21 protein-coding genes are annotated in these 24392 nt (G+C 72.4%); 5 read left to right on the forward strand and 16 right to left on the reverse strand.

Annotation, left to right across the window (positions count from 1 at the left end; translation table 11 throughout):
* The first annotated feature begins 18 nt into the window (after positions 1–18).
* Positions 19–897, forward strand: coding sequence for an NAD(P)-dependent oxidoreductase (locus HNR68_RS19385; RefSeq protein WP_179723144.1), 879 nt, complete (start codon positions 19–21; stop codon positions 895–897).
* Between the two features lie 3 nt (positions 898–900).
* On the opposite strand, the gene HNR68_RS19390 is transcribed toward HNR68_RS19385, so the two are convergent.
* Genes HNR68_RS19390 through HNR68_RS19405 form a run of 4 tightly spaced genes read right to left on the reverse strand, consistent with a single transcriptional unit; the run spans position 901 to position 4820 of the window.
* Positions 901–1539 carry a GTP-binding protein gene (locus tag HNR68_RS19390; RefSeq protein ID WP_179723145.1) on the reverse strand — a complete coding sequence of 213 codons (639 nt, stop codon included), beginning with the start codon at positions 1537–1539 and terminating at the stop codon, positions 901–903.
* Positions 1514–1906, reverse strand: a complete 393-nt coding sequence (locus tag HNR68_RS19395) for a DUF742 domain-containing protein (RefSeq protein WP_179723146.1) — start codon at positions 1904–1906, stop codon at positions 1514–1516. Before HNR68_RS19395 ends, HNR68_RS19390 begins: the two co-directional genes overlap by 26 nt.
* Positions 1903–2331: a roadblock/LC7 domain-containing protein gene (locus tag HNR68_RS19400; RefSeq protein ID WP_179723147.1), complete on the reverse strand. Its 429-nt coding sequence runs from the start codon at positions 2329–2331 to the stop codon at positions 1903–1905. The genes HNR68_RS19395 and HNR68_RS19400 overlap by 4 nt, the downstream gene beginning before the upstream one ends.
* Positions 2328–4820 carry a nitrate- and nitrite sensing domain-containing protein gene (locus HNR68_RS19405; RefSeq protein ID WP_179723148.1) on the reverse strand — a complete coding sequence of 831 codons (2493 nt, stop codon included), beginning with the start codon at positions 4818–4820 and terminating at the stop codon, positions 2328–2330. The genes HNR68_RS19400 and HNR68_RS19405 overlap by 4 nt, the downstream gene beginning before the upstream one ends.
* Before the next feature lie 562 nt (positions 4821–5382).
* Here HNR68_RS19405 and HNR68_RS19410 point away from each other — a divergent pair.
* Complete coding sequence (locus tag HNR68_RS19410) at positions 5383–6624, forward strand: styrene monooxygenase/indole monooxygenase family protein (RefSeq protein ID WP_179723149.1); 1242 nt, start codon at positions 5383–5385, stop codon at positions 6622–6624.
* 324 nt (positions 6625–6948) lie between these two features.
* Positions 6949–8772, forward strand: a complete 1824-nt coding sequence (locus HNR68_RS19415) for a CocE/NonD family hydrolase (RefSeq protein ID WP_179723150.1) — start codon at positions 6949–6951, stop codon at positions 8770–8772.
* Positions 8773–8837: 65 nt separating this feature from the next.
* On the opposite strand, the gene HNR68_RS19420 is transcribed toward HNR68_RS19415, so the two are convergent.
* Genes HNR68_RS19420 through HNR68_RS19430 form a run of 3 tightly spaced genes read right to left on the reverse strand, consistent with a single transcriptional unit; the run spans position 8838 to position 10674 of the window.
* Positions 8838–9245, reverse strand: coding sequence for an arsenate reductase/protein-tyrosine-phosphatase family protein (locus HNR68_RS19420; protein ID WP_179723151.1), 408 nt, complete (start codon positions 9243–9245; stop codon positions 8838–8840).
* A gap of 2 nt (positions 9246–9247) precedes the next feature.
* Positions 9248–10324 (reverse strand): ACR3 family arsenite efflux transporter, encoded by a 1077-nt coding sequence (gene arsB / locus HNR68_RS19425; RefSeq protein ID WP_179723152.1) that lies wholly within the window; start codon positions 10322–10324, stop codon positions 9248–9250.
* A complete protein-coding gene (locus tag HNR68_RS19430) occupies positions 10321–10674 on the reverse strand; it encodes an ArsR/SmtB family transcription factor (RefSeq protein ID WP_179723153.1) in 354 nt (117 codons plus the stop codon). Before HNR68_RS19430 ends, arsB begins: the two co-directional genes overlap by 4 nt.
* Positions 10675–10756: 82 nt before the next feature.
* Between HNR68_RS19430 and HNR68_RS19435 the strand changes: the two genes are divergently transcribed.
* Positions 10757–11182: an ArsI/CadI family heavy metal resistance metalloenzyme gene (locus HNR68_RS19435; protein ID WP_179723154.1), complete on the forward strand. Its 426-nt coding sequence runs from the start codon at positions 10757–10759 to the stop codon at positions 11180–11182.
* On the opposite strand, the gene HNR68_RS19440 is transcribed toward HNR68_RS19435, so the two are convergent.
* From HNR68_RS19440 to HNR68_RS19470, 7 genes are all read right to left on the reverse strand, one after another.
* A complete protein-coding gene (locus tag HNR68_RS19440) occupies positions 11109–12806 on the reverse strand; it encodes a DUF885 domain-containing protein (RefSeq protein WP_179723155.1) in 1698 nt (565 codons plus the stop codon). The two genes, HNR68_RS19435 and HNR68_RS19440, sit on opposite strands and share 74 nt — an antisense overlap.
* Positions 12807–12895: 89 nt before the next feature.
* Complete coding sequence (locus HNR68_RS19445; RefSeq protein ID WP_179725262.1) at positions 12896–14659, reverse strand: ATP-binding protein; 1764 nt, start codon at positions 14657–14659, stop codon at positions 12896–12898.
* Positions 14660–14723: 64 nt separating this feature from the next.
* Positions 14724–14978 carry an acyl-CoA carboxylase epsilon subunit gene (locus HNR68_RS19450; RefSeq protein ID WP_179723157.1) on the reverse strand — a complete coding sequence of 85 codons (255 nt, stop codon included), beginning with the start codon at positions 14976–14978 and terminating at the stop codon, positions 14724–14726.
* A gap of 22 nt (positions 14979–15000) precedes the next feature.
* A complete protein-coding gene (locus HNR68_RS19455; RefSeq protein ID WP_179723159.1) occupies positions 15001–16638 on the reverse strand; it encodes an acyl-CoA carboxylase subunit beta in 1638 nt (545 codons plus the stop codon).
* Between the two features lie 196 nt (positions 16639–16834).
* The gene (locus HNR68_RS19460; RefSeq protein WP_179723161.1) at positions 16835–18031 is read right to left on the reverse strand and encodes a TetR/AcrR family transcriptional regulator; all 1197 of its coding nucleotides are present in this window, start codon (positions 18029–18031) and stop codon (positions 16835–16837) included.
* Positions 18032–18320: 289 nt separating this feature from the next.
* Positions 18321–19697 carry a type I glutamate--ammonia ligase gene (locus HNR68_RS19465; RefSeq protein ID WP_179723163.1) on the reverse strand — a complete coding sequence of 459 codons (1377 nt, stop codon included), beginning with the start codon at positions 19695–19697 and terminating at the stop codon, positions 18321–18323.
* Between the two features lie 73 nt (positions 19698–19770).
* Complete coding sequence (locus tag HNR68_RS19470) at positions 19771–20871, reverse strand: LLM class flavin-dependent oxidoreductase (protein ID WP_179723165.1); 1101 nt, start codon at positions 20869–20871, stop codon at positions 19771–19773.
* 326 nt (positions 20872–21197) lie between these two features.
* On the opposite strand from HNR68_RS19470, the gene recQ reads away from it, so the two are divergent.
* Positions 21198–23045, forward strand: a complete 1848-nt coding sequence (gene recQ, locus HNR68_RS19475; RefSeq protein WP_179723167.1) for a DNA helicase RecQ — start codon at positions 21198–21200, stop codon at positions 23043–23045.
* A gap of 35 nt (positions 23046–23080) precedes the next feature.
* Here the strand turns inward: recQ and HNR68_RS19480 are convergent, their stop codons facing one another.
* Together HNR68_RS19480 and HNR68_RS19485 are read right to left on the reverse strand one after the other, a co-directional pair.
* Entirely contained in the window at positions 23081–23578 is a 498-nt protein-coding gene (locus HNR68_RS19480; RefSeq protein ID WP_179723169.1) for an XdhC family protein, read from the reverse strand.
* A 56-nt stretch (positions 23579–23634) separates the two neighbouring features.
* Positions 23635–24264 carry a class I SAM-dependent methyltransferase gene (locus tag HNR68_RS19485; RefSeq protein WP_179723171.1) on the reverse strand — a complete coding sequence of 210 codons (630 nt, stop codon included), beginning with the start codon at positions 24262–24264 and terminating at the stop codon, positions 23635–23637.
* Between the last annotated feature and the right edge of the window lie 128 nt (positions 24265–24392).

Genomic DNA, 24392 nt, shown 5'->3' on the forward strand with positions numbered 1-24392 from the left:
CACTGTGGAGGTGTCTGGATGTCTTCGCCGCGGGTTTCGGTGATCGGGCTCGGCGCGATGGGGTTGCCGATGGCCGGCCACCTCGCCGCCGCGTTCCCGGTGACCGCGTTCGACGTCGACGCCGACCGGCGCGCGGCCGCCGTGGAGCGGGGTGCTGCGGAGGCCGCGAGCCCGGCCGCGGCCGCCGCGGACGCCGACGTGCTGCTGCTGGCCGTCCGCGACCAGCAGCAGGTCGAGGCGGCGCTGTTCGGGCCCGACGGTGCCGCGTCGACGCTGCCCGAGGGCGCGGCGGTGGTGCTGACCAGCACGGTCGGCCCGCAGGCAGCGCGGGACACGGCCGCCCGGCTCCCGCACCACCGGCTGGTCGACGCGCCGGTCAGCGGCGGTCCCACCCGCGCCGGGGCCGGTGACCTGCTCATCGTCGTCGGCGCGGACGACGAGGCCCTCGAGATCGCCAGGCCGGTGCTGGACCGGCTCTCGTCCACGTGCACCGTGATCGGCCCCCGCCCTGGCGACGGCCAGGCGCTCAAGGCGATCAACCAGCTGCTGGCCGGGGTGCACATCGCCGCGGCGGCCGAAGCGGTGGCGCTGGCCCGCGGCATCGGGCTCGACCCGGCGCTGGTGGTGGAGACGCTCAGCCGGGGCGCGGCGAGCTCGTTCATGCTCTCCGACCGCGGTCCGCGCATGGTCGAGGCCTACGGCGACGGAGCGGAGGTGCGGTCCCGGCTGGACATCTTCGTCAAGGACATGGGGATCGTCGGTGAGCTGGCCCGCGAGACCGGTGTCCCGACACCGCTGGCCGCAGCCGCGCACCAGCTCTACCTGCTGGGCGAGCGGGCCGGACTGGCGGCCGAGGACGACTCGGCCGTCGTCACCGTCCTCTCGCCCCAGCGCTGAGCGTCACTCGCCGATCGCGTTCGCGATCGCGTTCTCGTCGTAGCCGGCCCGCTCCAGGTGCGTCCGCATGATGTGCTCCTGCAGCGTGATCAGGACGTCCTTGCACGACTCGGGTTCCAGCGCCGAGCAGTCGTCGATGATCGGGACCTCCTCGCCGAGCTGCAGCGCCGCGCGGAGCTCCTCGGCGGGGTAGTAGTCCGAGTCCGGGAAGCGGTTCACCGCCACGATGAACGGGATCTGCCTGCGCTCGAAGAAGTCGATCGCCGCCCAGCTGGTCTCGAACCGCCGGGTGTCGATGAGCACCACCGCGCCCCACGTGCCGACCGCGAGGTCGTTCCACATGTACCAGAACCGGCTCTGCCCGGGCGTCCCGAACAGGTACAGCACGAGGTCCGGGGCGATGGTGATGCGGCCGAAGTCCAGCGCGACCGTGGTGGTCCGCTTCCCCTCGACGCCGGAGATGTCGTCGATGCCCTCACCGGCCTCCGACAACATCTCCTCGGTCCGCAGCGGGTCGATCTCGCTGACCGAGCTGACCAAGGACGTCTTCCCGGTGCCGAACCCGCCGGCGACCAGGATCTTGACCGAGGTCGGCTTCGTCTTGCCGCCAGAGGGTTCAGACACGGAGCTCTCGAAGCCCATTCAGCACTCTTTTCATCGTGGTCACGTCCGGATCGTCCGCGCGGGCCGGCTTGCTGAACTCCAGCAGTTCCCGGTCGATCAGCTCGCTGGCGAGGACCTTGGTCACCGCCAGCGGGATGTCGAGCATCGCTGACAGTTCCGCGATCGCGACACCGACCGACCCGCGGCCGGCGGTGCCGTGCCGGACGTGGCACAGCTCGAGGATCTGCATCTGCTCGGGGCTGAGCTCTCCCGGCATGATGTCGGTCCGCACGGTCCACACCAGCGTGCTCATGCTCAGCTCGCTGGTGCGTCGGCTGGTCCGCCCCCGGCGCATGGAGAAGGGCCGGACCAGCCGGCTGTCCAACGCGTCATCGGAACCTGTCATGGCAAGGAGATCTGCCCGGGCGCCGTCCCGTGCCGCGGTGCTGCCACCATGAACTCACCGACCTGCTCGACGAGCAGGTTCGCGTGGTAGGCGACGTCACCGATGTCCGCGTCAGCCGCGCTGACCAGGGCCAGCAGGCTGCCGTCGGACACACCGACGAGGAACAGCATCGCGTGCTCCCACTCGATGACGGACTGCCGCTGCGCTCCGGCGCGCAGCTGGTGCCCCAGTCCCCGAGCGATGGACGCGATCCCGCTCGCCCCGGCCGAGAGCTGGTCGCGGACGCCGTGCTCGTCGCGGGAGTGGGCCAGTTCCAGCCCGTCCGCGCTGACCAGGACGGCGGAGAGCACGTCGCCCTTCATCTTGCTGACCAGCCTGTCGAGCATCCCGTTCAACTCGATCCGCGTGGTCTCTGAGATGGTCACTTCTGGTTCTCTCCATTCGAGTTCGCCCTGCGCCGGCCCGCGTACGCACCGCGGAGGCGCTCAGCGGCCTCCCGTGCGGTGCGGCCGGCGGGCCGGGGCTGCTCGCTCGCGGCGGCCGGGCTCGGTGCTTCCTCGCGCAGGTTGCGGTCCAAGCTCGCTTGCGGGACCCGCGTCGGCAACGGCCGCCGACGTCCCGTACCCGCGCTCGGGGCCTCCGGCCTGCTCGGCGAGGCCGGGGCAGCGCCGCCAGCCGGGGCAGCGCCGCCGTCGGACCCCAGCAGGTCCCCGCTGAACCGCTCCACGCCCGGTGCCCTCCTCTTCACGGTTTGACCGCTGTCGCCGTTGTGCTGGGCACGGTGCTGCCCGACCGCCGGCTGCTGGCCGGTGTCCGCCCGCCCACCGGGGACCGGACGGCGCGGCAACCGCGCCTTCCCGTTGCTGCCCTGCCCGGACTTCGGGCGGCGGCGCGCGATGGCCGGCGGTGCGTCCGCGGTGGGCAGCTGCCGGTGCTTGGCGGTGTCCGGGGCCTCGTCGCCCCGGTCGATGATCTTGCCAGGGATGGCGACGGTGGCCCGGATGCCACCCAGGTACATCTGCGCCAGCTCGACCTTGATGCCGTGCTTGGCCGCCAGCAGCGTGACCACGAAGTGGCCCTTGCGGTCGCTGTTGCGCAGCGCCAGCAGGTCGAAACCGGACTTCCCGGCGAACAGGTCGTTGGCGGCCGTCACGTCCTTCTCGGACATGCCGATGCCCTGGTCCTCGATGACCACCAGCACGCCGTTGACCCACTTCTGGCCCTGCACCCGGACCACCGAGCTGGAGAACTGCGTGGCGTTGTCGATCAGCTCCGCCAGCAGGTGCATCACGTCGGCCACCGCGCCCGGCACGATCGCGACCTTCGGGATGTTCTCGTAGTGCACCCGCGCGTAGTGCTCGGTCTCGTCACCGGCCGCGCGGACGACCTGCGGCAGCGCGACCGGCTTGGTCCAGCCGCGGCCGGGCTCCTCACCACCGAGGATGAGCACGTTCTCGTTGTGCCGGCGGATGCGGGTGAGCTCCTGGTCGAGTTCGAAGACCAGGTCCAGCACCTCGTCCGGCAGGTTCTCGTGCTCCACCAGCTTGTCGATGGCGTTGACGCCGTTGCGGATCGGCACCTTGGTCCGCCGCGCCATGCCGACCAGGACCGCCTTCATGCCCTCCTGCAGCTCGGCGTGCTTGATGCTGGACTGCAGCGCGATCTTCACGACGCGGTCGAAGGAGCGCTTGACCTCGGCGATCTCGTCCGAACCGTAGTCCTGCCGCACCAGCGCCGAGTCGTCGTCGGGGATCTCGCCCCGGCCGATGCGCTCGAAGGCGTTCGGCAGCAGGACGTTGGAGACCTCCTCCATGTCCTCGCGCAGGTACTCGAACCGCCGGTTGAGCGCGGTCGCGTTGCGCCGGGACTGGCGGATCGCGGCGACCACGGCGGCGATGGCGATGACGGTGACCGCGGCGACGACCACCATGTTGCGGACGCCCTGGTTCCAGCCCGCCGTGGAGGCGTGGTCGGCCTGCACGATGGTGAGCCCGTTGAGGTCCTGCGCCATCTCGCGGGCGAGGTCCTGCCACTCCTGCAGGCTCACCGGCGGCACCTCACCGGGGGCCCAAGGCCCGTGCGCCACCAGCTGGTTCTCGATCTCGGTCAGCCGGCGCCAGTGGTCCGTGGAGACCGTCTGCTCGACCTGCGCCCGCACGTGCGGCGGGATCACCGACGCCGGGTTCTCCACGAGGTCGTGGTAGACGTTGACCAGCCGCGTGAACCTGGCGTACTCGACGGGGTCGAGCGCCCCGGTGGACAGCGCGGTGGACATCAGCGACGCCGCGCGGGACTGCAGGTCGGCGGCCTGGAAGAACTCCGTGGCCTGGATGCCGCCCTGGCTGACCTGCGAGTCCGGGAAGATGCGCGCCTGGGTGTCGAACACGGCGCTGCCAGCGTCGGTGATCGCGTTGTAGGCGGCGAAGACCTCGTCCCGGCCCAGCTGCCGCCCGTCGACGCGGGCGCGCAGCACGTTCAGCTCCGAGGTGCGCTCGAGCAGCCGCTCCAGGCGCTCCTTGATCGGCTCCGCGGGCGGCGCGATCTGGAGGATCCACTCCGCGTCCGCCGCCCGTTCGACCTCGGACAGCAGCCGGTCCGTGCGAGCGCGCTGCTCGTCCAGCGCTCGCCGGTCGGTGCCCGGGGACACCAGGTACTGCAGGCTCAGCGTGCGCTCGGCGGAGGCTTCACCGAGGAACCGCACCGCGGGGATGGACACCTCCTGCACCCCGGAGGTGACCAGCACCATGCCGATCGCGGTGGGGATGGTCAGCGCTGCGGCGACCAGGCACCCCAGCAGCAGCGCGGTCGCCGGCCACAACCACACACCGCGCAGGCGGCGCTTGAGACTGATGTCGCTGGCCCGCCCCTCCACCGGGTGCCGGGAGTCCGATCCGCGGCGCAGCGACCCCAGCACTGCCCGCGGACCCTTGCGCTCTCGGGAGACGTGGGGGTGCGGATCGTTGTCCGGCGCGTCGTTTTCCGTTTTCACAATGCTCCGTATGGTGAGTTCGCACCCGCTTGCCGGGCAGGGAAGTTGAGGCCGTGCGGCGGGCCCCGCCATGTCCGGGCGCGCCGACGTCGCGACGAGTGGTCGCCCCGCGCGCGCCGCAGGTGGAGGAGTGTGCGCGTCCGGCAGGTGCTCGACCTCCGTCGCCACTCCTCCGCGCATGTGCGAGCGGCATCACCGACCGCAAAGCGCGGCGAGCTTAACACGCGACGATCATGGGGCGGAAACGTCCTTCGCATCCCGCGCGATTGGGAAAACTGGGAACGAACTGGGGCCCCGGTCGTGCTGCGGCGACCCCACGGGACGACCGAGCGCCCCGGAAGACCGCGCGTGGCACGGCGCTCCCTGCGCCTTGATCATCTCTCGACCTCGGCGCCGAACCGCTGCGCTAGGGTCTGTGGCCACCTCGGGTGCGGAACCGCGCCCGGATGCAGCACGCGTTCGTCATGCACAGAAGGGATTACGGCCCATGCGGAAAGTCCTCGTCGTCGGAGCGGGTCAGGCAGGCCTGCAGTTGGCGTTGGGTCTGCGACAGCACTCCTACGAGGTGACCCTGGCGTCCGCACGCACGCCGGCCGAGATCCGTGAGGGCCGCGTGATGTCGACGCAGTGCATGTTCGACACCGCGCTGGCCCACGAGCGCGAACTCGGCTTGAACCTGTGGGACGACGTGGCACCCACCGTCGACGGGATCGGGGTGTCGCTGGCCGGTCCGGACGGCAGCCGCGTCTTCGACTTCCTCGGCGCCCTCGGCGGTCCCGGGCAGGCGGTCGACCAGCGCATCAAGATGCCCACCTGGATCGAGCTGTTCGAGAAGAAGGGCGGTGAGGTCGTCTACGAGCAGCACACGCCGGAGACGCTGGACGCGGTGGCCTCGCGCTACGACCTCGTCGTCGTGGCCGCCGGTCGCGGTCCGCTGGCGGAGCTGTTCCCGGTGGACGCCGACCGCACCACGTTCGACGGCCCGCAACGCGCCCTGGCAGTGGCCTATGTGGACGGTCTGCACCGGCGTCCCGAGCACCCCGACCGGGACGGCGTCTTCTTCAACGTGATCCCCGGCGTCGGCGAGATCTTCAGCATCCCCGGCTACACCTTCAGCGGCCCCTGCTACATGCCGATCTTCGAGGGCATCCCCGGCGGGCCCCTGGACTGCTGGTCGGACAAGCCGGGCCCGGAGGAGCAGTGGCAGCGCATGCTGGAGCTGCTGCGCCAGTTCGTGCCGTGGGAGTACGAGCGCTTCAAGGACGCCAAGCTCACCGACGACCGCGCCACCCTCACCGGCAGCGTCAAGCCCGTCGTGCGCCGCCCGGTCGCGCAGCTGCCGTCGGGGACCCCGGTGCTGGGGATGGGCGACGCCGTGGCGGCCAACGACCCGATCACCGGCCAGGGCGCCAACAACGCGAGCAAGTGCGCCAAGTCCTACCTCGACAGCATCCTGGAGCGCGGCGCGGAGCCGTTCGACGCGGAGTGGATGCAGCAGGCGTTCGAGCGCTACTGGGAGCACGCCCAGACCGTGCACGCGTGGACGAACGCGATGCTCATGCCGCCGACCGAGCACGTCCTGCAGGTCTTCGGCGCCGCCGGCTCGCACCAGCCCGTCGCGGACCTGGTGGCGAGCAGCTTCTCCGCACCCAGCGCCGAATCCCTCAAGTGGTACTTCGACGCCGCGGAGGCCCAGGCCGCGCTGGGCCGACTGGTCGGCCAGGGCTGACCCACGGTTGCGGGCCCGCAGCGGGCGGGCCCGCAACCCCGTTCACCGGCAGCGCGGCGTTCCGCTGGGTGACGGCAACTCCCACGTCGCGCTCGCCGGCCTGTCACCGGCCACGGTCGGACAGGTGGTGGCCGTGCTCGCGATTCGAGGGCCGAGGCGGTCCTCGGACCGGTCCCGCCTGTCCCCGTGCCCCAGCACCCGCCGCTGTGACGCCGTCGAACTGCCCGGGACGGGCGGACGCTTCCCCGCTCACGCGTAACGCCGTGACGGTCTGGTCGTTGATCTCCCCGTACGCACTGGGAGGTCTTCATGCGGCGCTGCTGGTTGGCACTGTTGCTCACCTTGGCGATGGTCTTCGCCGGACTCACCACTGCTCAGGCGCAGACAGGTTGGACGGCGCGCGGGGAGGAGTACCCCGAGGTCGTCACCGAAACCGACGTCCCGATCCCGATGTCCGACGGGACCGTGCTGCGCGGGGACGTCCAACGGCCCGCCGACGACGACGGGAAGCCCGTCGAGGGCCGGTTCCCCGTGCTGGTGACCATCACCGCCTACAACAAGTCCGTGCTCAACGGACCCGCGTCCGTCGCGTTCGGCGACTCGAGCTACTTCGTCAAGCGCGGGTACGTGCAGGTCACCGTCGACGCGCGCGGGACCGGCACCTCCGGCGGCTCGTGGGCGGCGTTCAGCGAGCGGGAGAACACCGACGCCGGGGAGGTCGTCGAGTGGGCCGCGTCCGCCGAACGGCCGTGGAGCAACGGCTCCGTCGGCATGCACGGCCCGTCGTACATGGGCATCAGCCAGCTGTTCGCCGCCGCGAACCGGCCTGCCGGGCTGAAGGCCATCTTCCCGCAGGTCCCGGCCGCCGACACCTACCGCGACGTGGTCGCCTCCGGTGGTGCGCTCGACGTCGGGTTCATCCCGCTGTGGCTGGGACTGGTCACCGCGACCGGCCTGCTGCCGCCCGCCTACGGCGTCACCGAACCCGACAACGCGCTGCAGATGTACCTCTCGCGGATCCAAGGCGCCACCGGGTTCACCGCGCCGATGCTGCTGTCCGCGACGCTGGGCCTGGACTCGGCCTTCGACGGCCCGTTCTACGCCGAGCGCTCGCCGATCAACGTCGTCGACCGCATCGACGTGCCGACCTTCCTCGTCGGCGGTGAGTACGACCTGTTCCAGCGCGGCACGCCGATGCTGTTCGACCGGCTTCGCGAACGTGGCGTGCCCACCAAGATGGTCTTCGGTCCGTGGGACCACCTGCAGGCCAGCGCCGGCTCCGGGTTCGAGGACGCCGGGTACGGCTCGTTGCAGGAGGTCCAGCTGCGCTGGTTCGACCACCACGTGCGCGGCCTGCCGGACCCGGAGCTGGACACCGACATCCCGCCGCTGACCTGGCACGAGATCGGCTCCGGTCAGTGGCACCAGGCGCAGGACTGGATCGACGAGCAGCGCGCCGAGAACTTCCAGCTCTCCGGCACCTCGCTGCCCGGCCTACCGGGGCAGCTGGTCACCGACGACGTCGAGCAGGGGCGGAGCAACGTCGCGCCCGTGCCGGTCGCCGGGCTGTGCACCCGGTCCGCCAACCAGTGGACCGCCGGGCTGCCCAACGCCATCGGGCTCGCGAAGCTGTGTGAGGACAACCGGCTGAACGACCTGTCCGGGGCGGTCTTCGAGACCGAGGAGCTGTCGGAACCGCTGCGGATCCGCGGCCCGATCAACGCGCACCTCAACGTCTCGACCCCCACTGGCAACGGGATGGTGTCGGTCTCGGTGTCGTCGGTGTCCCCGACCGGGGAGGTCAACCGGCTCACCGGCGGCTGGCAGGTCCTGTCGCACCGGGCGCTGGACGAGTCCCGCTCGCGCTACCTCGACGGGCAGCTGGTCCAGCCGCACCACCCGTTCACCAAGGAAGCGCAGGACCTGCTGCAGCCCGGTGAGGTCACCCCGGTCGACGTCGAGGTCTTCCCCACCGGAGCGGTCGTCCCGCCGGGTCACAAGCTCCGCATCGCGGTCCAGGCCTACGACGTCCCGCACCTGCTCCCGACGGTGCGGGACCTCCCGGCGGCCCTGTCGCCGGTGACCATCCACACCTCGGCGGAGAACCCCTCCTACGTCACGCTGCCCGCCATCCCCGCGAGCAGCTGAGGTCACCGTGCGCACTCCGCGGCGCCACCGCGCCGCGGAGTGCGCACGGACCGGTCCGCGGCGGGTCAACCGGTGCGCTCGAGTTCGGCCACCAGGTCGAGCACTCGGCGCTCGATGTCGTCGCGGATCTCCCGGACTTCGTCGACCCCCTTGCCCGCCGGGTCGGTGAGGTCCCAGTCCAGGTAGCGCTTCCCCGGGAAGACCGGGCAGCTGTCACCGCAGCCCATGGTGACCACCACGTCGGCCGCTTCGACCGTGTCGGTGGTGAGCTTCGTGGGGACCTCGCGCGACAGGTCGAGTCCCAGTTCCGCCATCACCGTCACGACTGCGGGGTTGACCGTCTCGGCAGGAGCGGACCCGGCCGAGCGCACGGCCACCCGACCTCCAGCGTGGTGCTGGAGGAGGGCAGCGGCCATCTGGGAGCGTCCGGCGTTGTGGACGCAGACGAAGAGGACTTCGGGCGTGGCGGGCACGGTCACTCCGGGGTTCTCCCGAGTTCGGTGTCGGACGTGGTGAACCAGCGGCGGGCCGCCAGCGAGACGTAGACCAGCGCGAGGAGCACCGGGACCTCGATGAGCGGCCCGACGACGCCGGCCAGGGCCTGCCCGCTGGTGACGCCGAAGGTCGCGATGGCCACCGCGATGGCGAGCTCGAAGTTGTTGCCCGCCGCCGTGAACGCCAGCGTCGCCGACCGCTCGTAGGACAGCCCGGTCATCTTCCCCACCGCGAAGGATCCCGCCCACATCACCGCGAAGTAGGCCAGCAGCGGGACGGCGATGCGGACGACGTCCACCGGCCGACTGGTGATCTGGTCGCCCTGCAGGGCGAAGAGGACCACGATGGTGAACAGCAGCCCGTAGAGCGCGAACGGGCCGATCCTGGGCAGGAAGCGGGTCTCGTACCAGCTCCGTCCCCGACCGCGTTCGCCCAGTGCGCGGGTCAGGTACCCGGCCACCAGCGGCACGCCGAGGAAGACCAGGACGGACCCGGCGATCTGCCACGCCGAGACTTCCAGTCCCACCTGCTGCAAGCCGAGCCAACCCGGCAGCACGGAGAGGTAGAACCAGCCCAGACCGGCGAACGCGACCACCTGGAACACGGAGTTCAGCGCCACCAGCACGGCGGCGGCCTCGCGGTCACCGCAGGCCAGGTCGTTCCACACCACCACCATCGCGATGCACCGCGCCAGTCCCACGATGACCAGCCCGGTGCGGTACTCGGGCAGGTCCGGCAGGAACACCCACGCCAGCGCGAACATCACGGCCGGGCCGATGACCCAGTTGAGCAGCAGCGACGTGACCAGCAACCGCCGGTCTCCGGTGACGGTGCCCAGCCGGTCGTAGCGCACCTTGGCCAGCACCGGGTACATCATCACCAGCAGCCCGAGCGCGATCGGCAGCGAGATGCCCCCGACCTGCACCGAGTCCAGCGCCGGGCCCAGACCGGGCACCCACCGCCCGGCCAGCAGGCCGGCCACCATCGCCGCGCCGATCCACACCGGCAGCAGACGGTCCAACGTGGACAACCGCGCCGCCGCGCCGTCCCGGGTCATGCGGTCGTCCCGTCGGCGGGCACGAGCACGGCGGAAACCGCGCGCAGGGTCTCCGGACGGACCCGGTAGTAGATCCACGTGCCGCGCCGCTCCCCCTCGACGACCCCGGCCTCCCGCAGGACCTTGAGGTGGTGCGAGATCGTCGGACCGGACAGGTCGAAGGCCCCGGTCAGGTCGCACACGCAGGCTTCACCGCCCGCGTGCGAGGCGATCAGGGACAGCAGGCGCAAGCGCACCGGCTCGCCGATCGCCTTGAACACCCGGGCCAGCTGCGTCGCCCGCTCCTCGGTCAACGGCTCCCGCATGAGCGGCGAGCAGCACAGCTCGACCTCCGCACTCTGCTTCGACATGTCTCTAACTTGACACATGTCGAAACAAGGCACAAGCTGACTCCGTCCGTGTTTCGACATCCATCTAGACAGGGGGATCCCGATGTCACGCGTCCAGCTCGCCCTCCGGGTCGGTGACCTGGAAGGATCGATCGCCTTCTACACCAAGCTCCTCGGTGCCGAGCCGACCAAGCGCCGCCCCGGTTACGCGAACTTCGCCGTCGCGGAGCCACCGCTGAAGCTCGTCCTGCTCGAGGGCGAGCCCGACCAGGACACGGTCCTGGACCACCTCGGCATCGAGGTCGAAGACACCGCGACCGTCGACGCGGCCACCGAGCGGCTGTCCACCCTGGGGCTGTTCACCCAGGTCGAGAAGGACACCACGTGTTGCTACGCCCGCCAGGACAAGGTGTGGGTGCACGGCCCGGGCCGCGAACCCTGGGAGGTCTACGTGGTCAAGGCCGATTCCGCGATTGCGGGCACTGCACCGGAGCTGCGCACCGAACCGGGTGCGAGCTGCTGCGGCTGATCAGCGCCAGCCAGTCCTCGACGACCTCGGCCAGGACGGTCATCGGCAGCGGTCCGCTGGTGAGCACGAGGTCGTGGAAGGCCGCGAGGTCGAACGCCGTGCCGAGCGCGCGCTCGGCACGGGCCCGCAACCGCTGGATCTCCAAGCGCCCCACCGCGTACGACAGCGCCTGGCCCGGCCACTCGGCGTAGCGGTCCACCTCGACACCGGCGTCCACTTCGGACAGCAGGGTGTGGTCGAGCAGGAACTCGACCGCTCGCCGCCGGGTCCAGCCACGGGCGTGCAGCCCCGTGTCGACCACCAGCCTGGCGGCGCGCAGGGAGTCTTCCGCGAGCATGCCCAGGCGCGCGAGGTCACCGGAGTACAGCCCCATCTCGTCGGCCAGCCGCTCGGCGTACAGCGCCCACCCCTCGACGTGGGCGTTGACGTCGGCGAGACGGCGCAGCATCGGCAGCTCCTCGACCTCCTGCGCGAGCGCCAGCTGGACGTGGTGGCCCGGGACGGCTTCGTGGAACGCCACCGCCTCCGCGGTGAACCGCTCGCGCTCCTCGGCGCGGTGGGTGTTGGCGAAGAAGGTCCCCGGCCGGGAGCCGTCCAGCGCGGGCCGGCTGTAGTAGGCCGACACGCTGGGGGCCTCGTCGTCGGGCACGGGCTCCACCGCGCACCGTCCCGCCGGGACCCGCGCGAACCAGCCCGGCGCCGCCCGCTCCGCCCGCTCGACGGTCTCGCGCGCCGTGCTCAGCACGTCTGCCGCGCTCCGCCACCGCAGCGTCGGGTCGGTGCGCAGCCGCTGCCGCACCTCGGTCGCGGTCGCGGCACCGAACACCCGCGACCCGATCTCGACGTACTCGGCGTCCAGCTCGCCGAGGAGGTCCCACCCCGTGCGGTGCAGCTCCTCCGGCGTGCGGTCGGTCGTCGTGTGCACGCGCACCAGCGACTCGTACACCGCCCCGCCGTCCGGCAACCAGCACAGGCCCGACTGCTCGTCCGGTCTCCCGCGCGGCACCAGCTCGGTGGCGACCACCTCGCGGTAGCGGGCGAACGCCGGGCGCACCACGTCGGCCAGGAGCCGTTCGCGCTCAGCGACGCGCGTTCCGGTCAACGCGGGTGCGCGCAGTGGATCGGGTCCCGCGAGGTACCGGTCGAGGTTCGCCACGGCGGCCCGCCCGGCCCGGGCCAGCGGGAGCCGTCCCGCCGCCACACCGGTCCGGTGCCGCTCGGCCGCGGTGGCGAGGTGCGCTGGGACCGCGGCCAACCTGTCCAGGTGGGCGCGCTCGCCGTCCACCCCGTCCGGCCGCGCCTGCGGGAGGTGGTGCAGCAGCGTCCCCGCGGGCGAGGTCAGCGGGAACGCGAGCGTGTGCTCCACCAGCCGGGCGTCCACCCGCGCCACCAGCGCCGCCGCCTGCTGCACCACGACAGCGCGCGTCACGTCGTCCTGGCCGTCGAGCGCGGTGGCCCGCCGTGCGATGTCCTCGGCCGCGGACCGGCGGGCCAGCCCGCCGGCCTCGCTGAGGTCGGGCAGCTCGTGGTCGTGGCCGTGGACGCCCACCGCGGTCGCGGCGAACGGGTCCTCCCGGTGCAGCAGGGCGAGCAGCTCGTCTGCGAGTCGGTGCACCGTCGTCATGCGGGTCTTCGTACTCGCCGCACGTCCGGCTGTCACCTGAATTCCCAGCGTCCGGTCCCGCCCGCACCGCCAGCGGGGCCGGACCGCGCTCAGTCCTTGATCTCGCAGAGGGTGGTGCCCTGGGAGACCGAGTCGCCCGGTTGCGCCGAGAGGCCCGTGACCGTGCCCGACTTGTGGGCCGTCACCGGGTTCTCCATCTTCATCGCTTCCAGCACCGCGATCTGCTCGCCGGCCTCCACCTGCTGGCCGTCGGTGACGGAGACCTTGACGATGGTGCCCTGCATCGGCGCCGTCACCGCGTCACCGGAGACCGCCGACCCGGCCTTGCCGGAGGAGCGCTTGCGCGGCTTGGCTTTCGCCGCCGGGGCGGCGCCGGAGACCGCCAGCTCGGCAGGCAGGGTCACCTCCAGGCGCCGACCGCCGACCTCGACGGTGATGGTCTGGCGCTGCTGCGGCTCGGCGACCTCCGCCGCGTCGGTGAACGGCTCGATGGTGCCGTCGAACTCGGTCTCGATCCAGCGGGTGTGCACGGTGAAGCCGTCGGTGCCGACGAACGCCGGGTCCCGCACGATCAGCCGGTGGAACGGCAGGACCGTGGCCATGCCCTCGACGACCATCTCGTCCAGGACGCGCCGCGAGCGCTCCAGCGCCTGCTGGCGGTCCGCGCCGGTCACGATCACCTTCGCCAGCAGCGAGTCGAACTGCCCGCCGATCACGCTGCCGGTCTCCACGCCCGAGTCCACCCGCACGCCCGGGCCCTGCGGCGCGACGAAGCGGGTCACGGTGCCCGGCGCGGGCAGGAAGTTCCGGCCCGCGTCCTCGCCGTTGATGCGGAACTCGATGGAGTGGCCGCGCGGCTGCGGGTCCTCGGTGATCTCCAGCCGCTCCCCCGCGGCGATGCGGAACTGCTGGCGCACCAGGTCGATGCCGGTGGTCTCCTCCGACACCGGGTGCTCCACCTGCAGCCGGGTGTTGACCTCCAGGAACGAGATGGTCCCGTCCAGCCCGACCAGGAACTCCACGGTGCCCGCGCCGTGGTAGCCGGCCTCGGCGCAGATGCCGCGGGCCGCCTCGTGGATGGTGCGGCGCTGCTCGTCGGTGAGGAACGGCGCCGGGGCCTCCTCGACCAGCTTCTGGTGCCGGCGCTGCAGCGAGCAGTCGCGGGTGCCGACGACGACCACGTTGCCGTGCTGGTCGGCCAGCACCTGGGCCTCCACGTGCCGCGGGCGGTCCAGGTAGCGCTCCACGAAGCACTCACCGCGCCCGAACGCGGTCTCCGCCTCGCGCACCGCCGAGGCGTACAGCTCGGGGATCTCCTCGAGGGACCGGGCGACCTTCAGCCCGCGCCCGCCACCGCCGAACGCGGCCTTGATGGCCACCGGCAGGCCGTGCTCCTCGGCGAAGGCCACCACCTCGTCGGCACCGGACACCGGGTCCTTGGTGCCGGGCACCAGCGGCGCCCCGGCCCGGGTGGCGATGTGCCGGGCGGTGACCTTGTCACCGAGGTCGCGGATCGCCTGCGGCGACGGGCCGATCCAGACCAGGCCCGCGTCCAGCACCGCCTGGGCGAAGTCGGCGTTCTCCGACAGGAACCCGTAACCCGGGTGCACCGCGTCGGCCTCGGAGCGCTTGGCCACGTCGATGATCTTGTCGATGTTCAGGTACGACTCGCCGGGCGTCGAGCCACCCAGCGCGAAGGCCTCGTCGGCCATCCGCACGAACTGCGCGTCGGCGTCCGGTTCGGCGTACACGGCGACCGAGGCGATGCCCTCGTCCTTGCACGCGCGGATCACCCGCACCGCGATCTCACCGCGGTTGGCGACCAGGACCTTGCTGATCGGCGTCACGTCCACAGTGGTCAACTCCTCAACTCCCGGCGCGACGCCGGACGGCTGGCGGACAACTCGTCTGGGCACCTCAGCCCGGCAGCGCCGACGCGCGCCAGGCGTGCGGACCGGGGCGCAACGGCCGCCGGCCCGCCGGGTGGCGGACCGCCGCGACCGGGTCGCCCCACAGCGACATCGGCTCCTCCCGCGGCTCGGCCGCGCCGGACTGGGCCGCGGCCAACCCGGTCAGCGCCGCGGTCAGCGCGGCGATCTCGACCTCGTCGGGGTCGCCGCGCACGATGCGCAGCACCGGCCGTTCCGGCGCCGCGTCCGCGTCGTGGCTCATCACGCACCTCCTCCGGCGGGCGTCACAGCGGGATGTTGCCGTGCTTCTTGGCGGGCAGGCTCTCCCGCTTGTCGCGCAGCATCCGCAGCGACCGCGCCACGTACCCGCGGGTGAACGACGGCGGGATGACCGAGTCGACGTAGCCGCGCTCCGCGGCGACGTACGGGTTGCACAGGGTGTCCTCGTACTCCTGCTGCAACTGCGCGCGCACCGCTTCGACGTCCTCGCCGTTCTCCTGCGCCTCGGCCAGTCGCCGCCGGTAGAGGATGTTCACCGCGCCCTGCGCGCCCATCACCGCGATCTGCGCCGTCGGCCAGGCCAGGTTGATGTCCGCGCCCAGGTGCTTGGAGCCCATCACGTCGTAGGCACCGCCGTAGGCCTTGCGCGTGATCACGGTGACCAGCGGGACGGTCGCCTCGGCGTAGGCGTAGAGCAGCTTCGCCCCGCGGCGGATGATGCCGTTCCACTCCTGGTCGGTGCCCGGCAGGAAGCCCGGCACGTCCACGAAGGTCAGCACCGGGATGTTGAAGGCGTCGCAGGTCCGCACGAAGCGCGCCGCCTTCTCGCTGGCGTCGATGTCCAGGGTGCCGGCGAGCTGGGTGGGCTGGTTGGCCACCACGCCCACCGCGCGGCCCTCGACGCGCCCGAAGCCGGTGATGATGTTCGGCGCGAACAGCGCCCCGACCTCCAGGAAGTCCTCGTCGTCCACGACGTGGGTGATGACCTGGTGCATGTCGTAGGGCTGGTTCGGCGAGTCCGGCACCAGCACGTCCAGCTCGCGGTCGAAGTCGGTGATCGAGTCCGCGATCGCGCCCTCGGGGACCTCGGCGTCGAAGGCCGGGGGCTCGGAGAGGTTGTTGCTCGGCAGGAACGACAGCAGTTCCTTGACGTAGGCGATGGCGTCGTCCTCGTCGGAGGCCAGGTAGTGCGCGTTGCCCGAGCGGGAGTTGTGCGTGCGGGCGCCGCCGAGGTCCTCGAAGGTGACGTCCTCACCGGTCACCGTCTTGATCACGTCCGGACCGGTGATGAACATGTGCGAGGTCTGGTCGACCATCACGGTGAAGTCGGTGATCGCCGGCGAGTACACCGCGCCGCCCGCGCACGGGCCCATGATGAGCGAGATCTGCGGGATCACGCCGGAGGCGTGGGTGTTGCGCTTGAAGATCTCCGCGTAGAGGCCCAGGGCCGCCACACCCTCCTGGATCCGCGCGCCGCCGGAGTCGTTGATGCCGATCAGCGGGCAGCCGGTCTTCAGCGCCAGGTCCATGACCTTGACGATCTTCTCGCCGAAGACCTCGCCCAGCGACCCGCCGAAGACGGTGAAGTCCTGGGAGAACACGCACACCTTGCGGCCGTCGACGGTGCCGTAGCCGGTCACCACGCCGTCGCCGTAGGGGCGGTTGGCGTCCAGCCCGAAGTTGGTGGAGCGGTGCCGGGCGTGCTCGTCGAGCTCCACGAACGAGCCCGGGTCCAGCAGCATGTCGATGCGTTCACGGGCGGTGTGCTTGCCCTTGGCGTGCTGCTTGGCCACCGCGCGCTCCGAGCCGGCGTGCACCGCCTCGTCGTTGCGCCGGTACAGGTCCGCCAGCTTGCCCGCGGTCGTGTGGATGTCCGGCACGTCCACCGGTGGCTGACCGACCGGCTCCGTCGCGCTGCTCATGCAACCAACCCGTCCTCGTTACCTGCTCGACCCCAGTATCCGCGCCCGCCGCGGTCTCGGCGGGGGCAGCACTGGCCCTCGCGGAGGTTAGTTCGGCCGCCGTGCCGAAGTCAACGCGGAAGTGATGTGCGAGTAGCTCCCAGCACACTACGACTGGCTGCGAACTCGCCGAGTAAGTGAACGGCCGATAGCCGCCTCATCGGCCGAGCGGGCGATCGCCGACCGGGGTGTCCAGCATCAGCGCCGTGCCGACCCGCAGCAGCGCGTCCACGTCGCGGACCGCGCCGGTGCGCGCCATGTCGTTGGCCACCGTCAGGGCCGCCTGCACCAGGATCCGGGAGCGCACCTGGTCCAGCTCGGGCCGGGCCTCGCACAGCAGGCCGACCCACTCGGCGACGTAGGCGTGCTGGGTCTGCCGAGCCCGGTGCCGCTCCGCGTCCGGCAGGTGGTTGACCTCGCTGACCAGGATGTCGATGAAGCGCCCGTGGTCGAACGCGAAAGTGATGTAGGAGCGCAGCAGCTCGCGCAGCGCGTCGTCCGCGGCCGGGGTGCCGGCCAGGGTGCGTTCCAGCTCCACCTCCAGCCACGCGTTGCCGCGGGTGATCACGGTGCTGAGCAGCTCCTGCTTGCTGGCGAAGTAGTTGTAGAGGCTGGGGCCAGCGATCCCGGCCGCCGCGCCCACGTCCTCCGTGGTGACCTTGGTGTAGCCGGCGTCGGAGAACAGCCGTGTCGCCGCTGCCAGCAGCAACCGCCGCCGGGAGGCGCGGCCGGCGAACAGCGCGGCCCGCTGCTCGGAGTCGCCGCGGTGCTCGGCGAACCGGTGCGGGGGCTGGGTGGCGATGACCACCACCATGGCCCGCAGCAGGTGTTCGAACTCGCGTCGCGGCAGGTCCACCTGGTGGTAGGAGGGGCTGGTCAGCGCGCTGAACATGCACCAGGCGCGGAACCGGGCGTCCTGCCCGGTCAGCTCGGGCCGGAAGGCGCGGGCCAGCTCGGCCAGGCCGCTGGCGACCTCGCGCAGCTCCTGGCGCAGCGCGTCGCGCTGCTCCTCGGGCAGCTGCCGGGCCTCGCGCTGCCAGAGCACGCCCAGCTGGCGGTGCTCCAGGGCGGCGGCGGCGAGCCGGTCCACCGCCTGGTCCAGGTCGGAGACGTCGGCGGTGATCTCGACGAAGGGGCGCAGCTCGTCGAGCACCACCCGGGTGAGCAGCTGCTGCTTGCCGGCGAAGTGCCGGTACAGCGCCGAGGAGCCGACCCCGACGGCCTCGGCGATGTCGCTCATGCCCACCCGCGCGTAGCCCTGCCGGTAGAACAGGTCCGCGGCAGCGGCGGTGATCAGCGCCCGCCGGTTGCGCGGACGCGTGCCGCGGGCGGGCGGGTCGGTCACCTCAGGCATCGCGTCCATCCCTTCACCAGCGGACTCGAGCATACTGGCGCACGGTCCGCACCCGTGCCAGAGCGGGATGGCCAACACCACCCGGAACGGCCCGCCGCGGGACCGGCCCGATCGCCCGCGGTCGGCACCCCGAAGCCCCCACAGGGCTCCTGGTGACCATCCACACCGGACGGTTCCGGCCGGTGCGACCACGCCCGGACTGTCTGGTGTGGACGACGAGGTCCCGGTTCCCCCGGCGACTCCCGGACCACGACCGCGCCGTCAGCGCGCCGGACGGCACGCCCGCCGGTCACCAGCGCCAGCGGGTCGCTGCCGCGATCTCGGCCGGCTCGGCGTCGGCGAAGCGCTCGGCCTCGGCGCGGCGGACGGTGAGCACGGCGTCGTGCAGTTCCGGGCCCATCACCTCCGCCAGCACCGTCGAGTCCGCCAAGGCGTCGGCGGCCTCCGCCGCGCTCGTGGGCAGGCGGCGGATCCCGGCGGCGGCCCGGCGGTCCTCGGACAGCGCGACCGGATCGCCGGTGACCTCCGCGGGCAGCGCGAGCCCCTCGCGCACCCCGGCCAGCCCGGCCGCGACCACCGCGCCGACCGCCAGGTAGGGGTTCGCGGTGGCGTCGAAGCACTTGACCTCGGCGTTGGCGGCCCACTGCTCGGTGCCGACCGTGCCGGTGACCAACCGCAGCGCGGCCTCCCGCGCCTCGCGCCCCCACACCTGCCACACCCCGGCCCAGCGGGACGGCTCCAGCCGCAGGAAGCTCGCCGGACTGCCCGCGCCGATCGCCAGCAGCGCGGGCAGTTCCCGCAGCACACCGGCCAGGAACGCCTCCCCCGCCGGGCGCAGCCCGTGCGGCCCGCCGCCCCCGGCGAACAGGTTGCCGTCCGCGTCGTGCACCGACAGGTGCAGGTGCCCGCCGGAACCGGCGCCTCCCGGCACCAGGCAGGGGGCGAAGCTGGCCCGCCACCCGTGCCGCCGCGACACCGCCCGCACGGTGTGCCGCACCAGCACCGCGTCGTCGGCCGCGGTCACCGGGTCGGCCGCGGCCACCGAGAGCTCGACCTGGCCGAGCGCGTACTCCGGGTGGAACTGCTGGACCGCCAGCCCCTGCTCGCGCAGCGCCCCGACGAGCTCGCGCGCGTAGTCGGCGGTGGCCTCCAGCCGCACCTGGCCGTAGGCGGGACCGTCGAAGGCCGGGACGAAGTCCTCGGTGTCGGGCCGCCCCAGCGCCCACTCGTGCTCGAACGCCGCGGAGACCCGCAGGCCCGCCTCGGCGGCGGACTCGACCTGCCGGACGGCGAACGCCCGCTGGCAGGCGACGAACCGGTCGCCGTCCTGGGTGAACTTGTCGGCGGGCGCCCAGGCCCACCCCGGCATCGCGGCCAACCGCACCAGTCGCCCCAGGTCCGGCACCAGGCGCAGGTCGCCGTCCGGGCCGCCCAGGTAGCGGCCGGGCACCATCACGTCGTCGAAGGTGAACGTCTCGAAGCAAGGCGAGATGCCCACCCCGAACCGCGCCGCCGCGGACAGCCGCTCCACCGGCACGGCCTTGACCCGCACGGTCCCCGCGTTGTCCACAGCGGACAGCTCGACCAGTTCCACGCCCGCGGCCCGCAGCGCCGCGACGACCTCGGCCACTCCGACCGGCTCGGACACCGGGACCCGATCACCCACCCCGCCACCGTAGCGCCGCCACGGCGCGATTTCCCGCGGAAGCGCGCAGCTCCCCCGGACGGCGGCACCGGGCTCAGCCCGCCGCCCCCTCGGAGTCGCGCTCCCCCTGGGCGGCCCGCAGCGAGGCGTGCGTCGGGGCCTGCGGGACGTGGCTGGGCCGCAGCGCCTCGAACTCCCGGCGCAGCACCGGGACGACCTCCTCGCCGAGGATGTCCAACTGCTCCAGCACGGTCTTCAGCGGCAGCCCGGCGTGGTCCATGAGGAACAGCTGGCGCTGGTAGTCGCCGACGTACTCGCGGAAGCTCAGCGTCCGGTCGATGACCTGCTGCGGGCTGCCGACGGTGAGCGGCGTCTGCTCGCTGAACTCCTCCAGCGACGGCCCGCCGCCGTAGACCGGCGCGTGGTCGAAGTACGGCCGGAACTCGCGCACCGCGTCCTGGGAGTTCTTGCGCATGAACACCTGCCCGCCCAGGCCGACGATCGCCTGGTCCGCCGAGCCGTGCCCGTGGTGCTCGAAGCGGCGCCGGTACAGCTCGACCATCCGCTGGGTGTGCTCCTTGGGCCAGAAGATGTTGTTGTGGAAGAACCCGTCGCCGTAGTAGGCGGCCTGCTCGGCGATCTCGGGGCTGCGGATGGACCCGTGCCAGACGAACGGCGGCACGCCGTCCAGCGGGCGCGGCGTGGCGGTGAAGCCCCGCAGCGGCGTGCGGAACCTGCCCTCCCAGTCCACCACGTCCTCCCGCCACAACCGGTGCAGCAGGTGGTAGTTCTCGATCGCCAGCGGGATGCCCTGGCGGATGTCCTGGCCGAACCACGGGTACACCGGCGCGGTGTTGCCGCGCCCCAGCATGAGGTCCACCCGGCCGTCGGCCAGGTGCTGCAGCATCGCGAAGTCCTCGGCGATCTTGACCGGGTCGTTGGTGGTGATCAGCGTGGTCGCGGTGGACAGGACCAGCCGCTCGGTGCGCGCGGCGATGTAGCCGAGCATGGTCGTCGGCGAGGACGGCACGAACGGCGGGTTGTGGTGCTCCCCGGTGGCGAAGACGTCCAGCCCGACCTCCTCGGCCTTGAGCGCGATCCGCACCATGGCCTTGATCCGCTCGGCCTCGGTGGGCGTGCGGCCGTTGGTCGGGTCGGGGGTGACGTCGCCGACCGTGAAGATCCCGAACTGCATGCCAGCTCCCTCGCAGGCCCGATCGCGCCGTTCTGGTGCGCCGTTCAACCACTTCCTCGAACGATTCTTCCTCACGAGGAATTCCGGGTGCCAGCCCGCCCCCGCGGGTCGCGCGTCACGGCCTCCCCACCGACGCACACGGCCTCCCCACCGACGCGCGCGGGCGTGTCGACACCGGCGGGGCGGGCGCCGTCGTCCCGTCCGAGTACGATCCCGTCCGTCCGAGGCACTCGGCCCCGAGGACGCCTCGACCGCCGCGCACCCGGCGGTCCAGGCCGGCACTGGGGCTCCGCCACGCCCGACGACCCCAGGAGACACCGCCCGAGATGCGCTCCGTGGCTCCCCCGGAACACCGCAGCGATGCGCAGCACGTCCTGCAGCGGGTGTTCGGCTACGACTCCTTCCGCGGTCACCAGCAGGAGATCGTCGAGCACGTCATCGGCGGCGGCGACGCGCTGGTGCTGATGCCGACCGGCGGGGGCAAGTCGCTGTGCTACCAGGTCCCGGCGCTGGTGCGCCCGGGAGTGGGGGTGGTCGTCTCCCCGCTCATCGCGCTGATGCAGGACCAGGTGGACGCGCTCAACGAGCTCGGGGTGCGCGCCGGGTTCCTCAACTCCACCCAGTCCTCCGAGCAGCGCCGCAGCACCGAGCAGGCCTTCCTCGCCGGGGAGCTCGACCTGCTCTACCTGGCGCCGGAGCGGCTGAGCCTGGACTCGACGCTGGAGCTGCTCGACCGCGGCGAGGTCGCGCTGTTCGCCATCGACGAGGCCCACTGCGTGGCGCAGTGGGGGCACGACTTCCGCCCCGACTACCTGAACCTGTCGGTGCTGCACCAGCGCTGGCCCTCGGTGCCGCGCATCGCGCTGACCGCCACCGCCACCCCGGCGACCCGCCGCGAGATCGCCACCCGGCTGGAGCTGACCGAGGCCCGGCACTTCGTGTCCGACTTCGACCGGCCGAACATCCAGTACCGGATCGTGCCCAAGAGCGACCCGCGCAAGCAGCTGCTGTCGTTCCTGCGCACCGAGCACCCGGGGGACGCCGGGATCGTCTACCGGCTCTCCCGCGCCGAGGTGGAGCGCACCGCCGAGTTCCTGGTCGCCAACGGCATCGAGGCGCTGCCCTACCACGCCGGGCTGGACAAGGAGGTGCGCGCCCGGCACCAGGCGCGGTTCCTCCGCGAGGACGGCCTGGTGATGGTGGCCACCATCGCGTTCGGGATGGGCATCGACAAGCCCGACGTGCGCTTCGTCGCGCACCTCGACCTGCCGAAGTCGGTCGAGGGCTACTACCAGGAGACCGGGCGCGCGGGCCGCGACGGGCTGCCCTCCACCGCGTGGATGGCCTACGGCCTGCAGGACGTGGTGCAGCAGCGCAAGCTCATCGACCTCTCCGAGGGCGACGAGGCGCACCGCCGCACGCTGTCCCGGCACCTGGACTCGATGCTGGCGCTGTGCGAGACGGTGGAGTGCCGCCGCGCCCAGCTGCTCGCCTACTTCGGGCAGGAGGCGTCGGGCCCGTGCCAGAACTGCGACACCTGCCTGTCGCCGCCGGAGTCCTGGGACGGCACGATCGCCGCGCAGAAGCTGCTGTCGACCGTGGTGCGGCTCGATCGCGAGCGCAACCAGCGGTTCGGCGCCGGGCAGGTCATCGACATCCTGCGCGGCAAGCGGACGCCGAAGGTCGAGCAGTTCCGGCACGACTCGCTGAGCGTGTTCGGCGTCGGCGCCGACCTGAGCGACGCCGAGTGGCGCGGCGTGGTCCGCCAGCTGCTGGCCCAGCGCCTGCTCTCCGTCGAGGGCGACTACGGCACGCTGGTGCTCACCGAGGCCAGTGCCGAGGTGCTGCGCCGGGAGAACCCCCGCCAGGTCCTGCTGCGCACCGAGCCCAAGCGCGTCGCGTCGACGCCCCGCACCAGGACCGCCGGGACGGAGGCGCCGGAGATGCCGGCCGAGGCCGAACCGGTCTTCCAGAAGCTGCGCGCCTGGCGGCTGGCCACCGCGCGCGAGGAGGGCAAGGCGCCGTTCATCATCTTCCACGACGCGACGCTGCGGCAGATCGCCACGGTCCGGCCGACCACCCTCGACGAGCTCGGCGGCATCAGCGGCGTCGGTGAGCAGAAGCTGGCCAAGTACGGCCAGGCGGTCCTCGACGCCCTCGCCGCGGAGGACTGAGCGGGGCGGCGAGCGCCTGCTCACCGCCCGGCCCGTCAGAACTCGAAGCCGCCGGGCTTGCCGTTGCGGTCGGCCACCAGCCCGGCCAGGGTCGCGATCGCGATCTCCACCGGGGTGCGGGAGCCGATGTTCAGGCCGATCGGGCGGTGCACCCGCGCGATCTGCTCGTCCGGGACGCCGAGCTCCCGCAGCGCCGCGACGTGGGGGCCGGGGTGGCGCGGGTTGCCCATCACGCCCACCCAGCGGACGTCGCGCGCGAGCACGTCCCGCAGCACCGGGCCGAGCTCCGCGCGGTGGTGGTCGGTCACCACGACGTCCGCGTCCGGCCCCAGCTCCGGGACCTCGGACGCCGCCCCGGCCGCGGCGGCCCGCTCCGGGTCCGGATCGACCAGCACCGCTCGGAAACCCAGGTCCCGGCCGTACCGCAGCAGGTGCTCCGCCACCGGGGAGGCGAACACCGCGACCAGCGTGCGGCTCTCCGAGTCCACCGGCACTTCGCCGTGCGCCACCGCGCACGCACCATCCTCGGTCATGCGCCGAGTGTGCCAGCCGCGGTCGGCCGGGACCACCCCCAGGTCCACTGTGGACGTCAGAGCCGGGTGGCGCGCGCCAGCCACGCCGGGACGTCCAGCACCGCACCGTCGTCCACGCCCAAGCCGACGGCCTGCTCCCCGCGCGCGACGCCCCGGTAGCGGTCCTGCCGGACCTCCTCCAGTCGCCAGCCCGGGACGTCGAAGGCCTCCCGGACCACCGACTCCGCGATGCGCGGGCCGAGGCCGGGCTCGACGTCGGAGAGCGCCAGGACGTGCACGGTCGCGCCCGGTCGGCACACCCCGTGCAGGCTGCGCACGTAGCGCTCCCGGTCCTCGGGACCGAAGACGTGGAACAGCGCGCTGTCCACCACCGTGTCGTACGGGCCGCCCTCCAGCGCGAGCGCGTCGGCCACCTCGAACCGCGCGGTCACGCCGCGGCCGGCCGCGTTCGCCTGGGCCCGCTCGACGGCCGGGACGGAGAAGTCCACCCCGAGCACGTCGTAGCCGAGCTCGGCCAGCAAGATCGTGTGCTCCCCGGTGCCGCAGCCCGGGTCGAGCACCCTCCCGCTGATCCCGCCGGCCCGCTCCAGCTCGACGACCGCGGGCTGCGGCTCGCCGATCACCCAGGGGGCGGTGCCCGCCTGGTACGCCTCGTCGAACACCGTCCGCTCCACCGAAGTCCCCATGTCAGCACCTCTCCTCGGGCTCGCCGTCGGGTCCAGCGTCGACCCTCGAGCGCACTGGAGGTCCACCCCCGACCCGAGGAGCCGACGTGATGTGCGCCACTCGCACGGAATTGTTCCGACGGGGCTGA

Origin of the sequence: Saccharopolyspora hordei (assembly GCF_013410345.1) — a bacterium.
In the GTDB taxonomy this organism is placed as follows: Bacteria; Actinomycetota; Actinomycetes; order Mycobacteriales; family Pseudonocardiaceae; genus Saccharopolyspora; species Saccharopolyspora hordei.

What these genes read in the sequence shown, in the direction of transcription:
- HNR68_RS19385 (WP_179723144.1), top strand. Translation starts at nt 19, where the DNA reads ATGTCTTCGCCGCGGGTTTCGGTGATCGGGCTCGGCGCGATGGGGTTG.
- HNR68_RS19470 (WP_179723165.1), bottom strand. Translation starts at nt 20,871, where the DNA reads ATGCAGTTCGGGATCTTCACGGTCGGCGACGTCACCCCCGACCCGACC.
- HNR68_RS19390 (WP_179723145.1), bottom strand. Translation starts at nt 1,539, where the DNA reads ATGGGCTTCGAGAGCTCCGTGTCTGAACCCTCTGGCGGCAAGACGAAG.
- HNR68_RS19395 (WP_179723146.1), bottom strand. Translation starts at nt 1,906, where the DNA reads ATGACAGGTTCCGATGACGCGTTGGACAGCCGGCTGGTCCGGCCCTTC.
- HNR68_RS19450 (WP_179723157.1), bottom strand. Translation starts at nt 14,978, where the DNA reads ATGAGCCACGACGCGGACGCGGCGCCGGAACGGCCGGTGCTGCGCATC.
- HNR68_RS19440 (WP_179723155.1), bottom strand. Translation starts at nt 12,806, where the DNA reads ATGACGACGGTGCACCGACTCGCAGACGAGCTGCTCGCCCTGCTGCAC.
- arsB (WP_179723152.1), bottom strand. Translation starts at nt 10,324, where the DNA reads ATGACCCGGGACGGCGCGGCGGCGCGGTTGTCCACGTTGGACCGTCTG.
- HNR68_RS19485 (WP_179723171.1), bottom strand. Translation starts at nt 24,264, where the DNA reads ATGGGGACTTCGGTGGAGCGGACGGTGTTCGACGAGGCGTACCAGGCG.
- HNR68_RS19430 (WP_179723153.1), bottom strand. Translation starts at nt 10,674, where the DNA reads ATGTCGAAGCAGAGTGCGGAGGTCGAGCTGTGCTGCTCGCCGCTCATG.
- HNR68_RS19410 (WP_179723149.1), top strand. Translation starts at nt 5,383, where the DNA reads ATGCGGAAAGTCCTCGTCGTCGGAGCGGGTCAGGCAGGCCTGCAGTTG.
- HNR68_RS19435 (WP_179723154.1), top strand. Translation starts at nt 10,757, where the DNA reads ATGTCACGCGTCCAGCTCGCCCTCCGGGTCGGTGACCTGGAAGGATCG.
- HNR68_RS19455 (WP_179723159.1), bottom strand. Translation starts at nt 16,638, where the DNA reads ATGAGCAGCGCGACGGAGCCGGTCGGTCAGCCACCGGTGGACGTGCCG.
- recQ (WP_179723167.1), top strand. Translation starts at nt 21,198, where the DNA reads ATGCGCTCCGTGGCTCCCCCGGAACACCGCAGCGATGCGCAGCACGTC.
- HNR68_RS19460 (WP_179723161.1), bottom strand. Translation starts at nt 18,031, where the DNA reads ATGCCTGAGGTGACCGACCCGCCCGCCCGCGGCACGCGTCCGCGCAAC.
- HNR68_RS19480 (WP_179723169.1), bottom strand. Translation starts at nt 23,578, where the DNA reads ATGACCGAGGATGGTGCGTGCGCGGTGGCGCACGGCGAAGTGCCGGTG.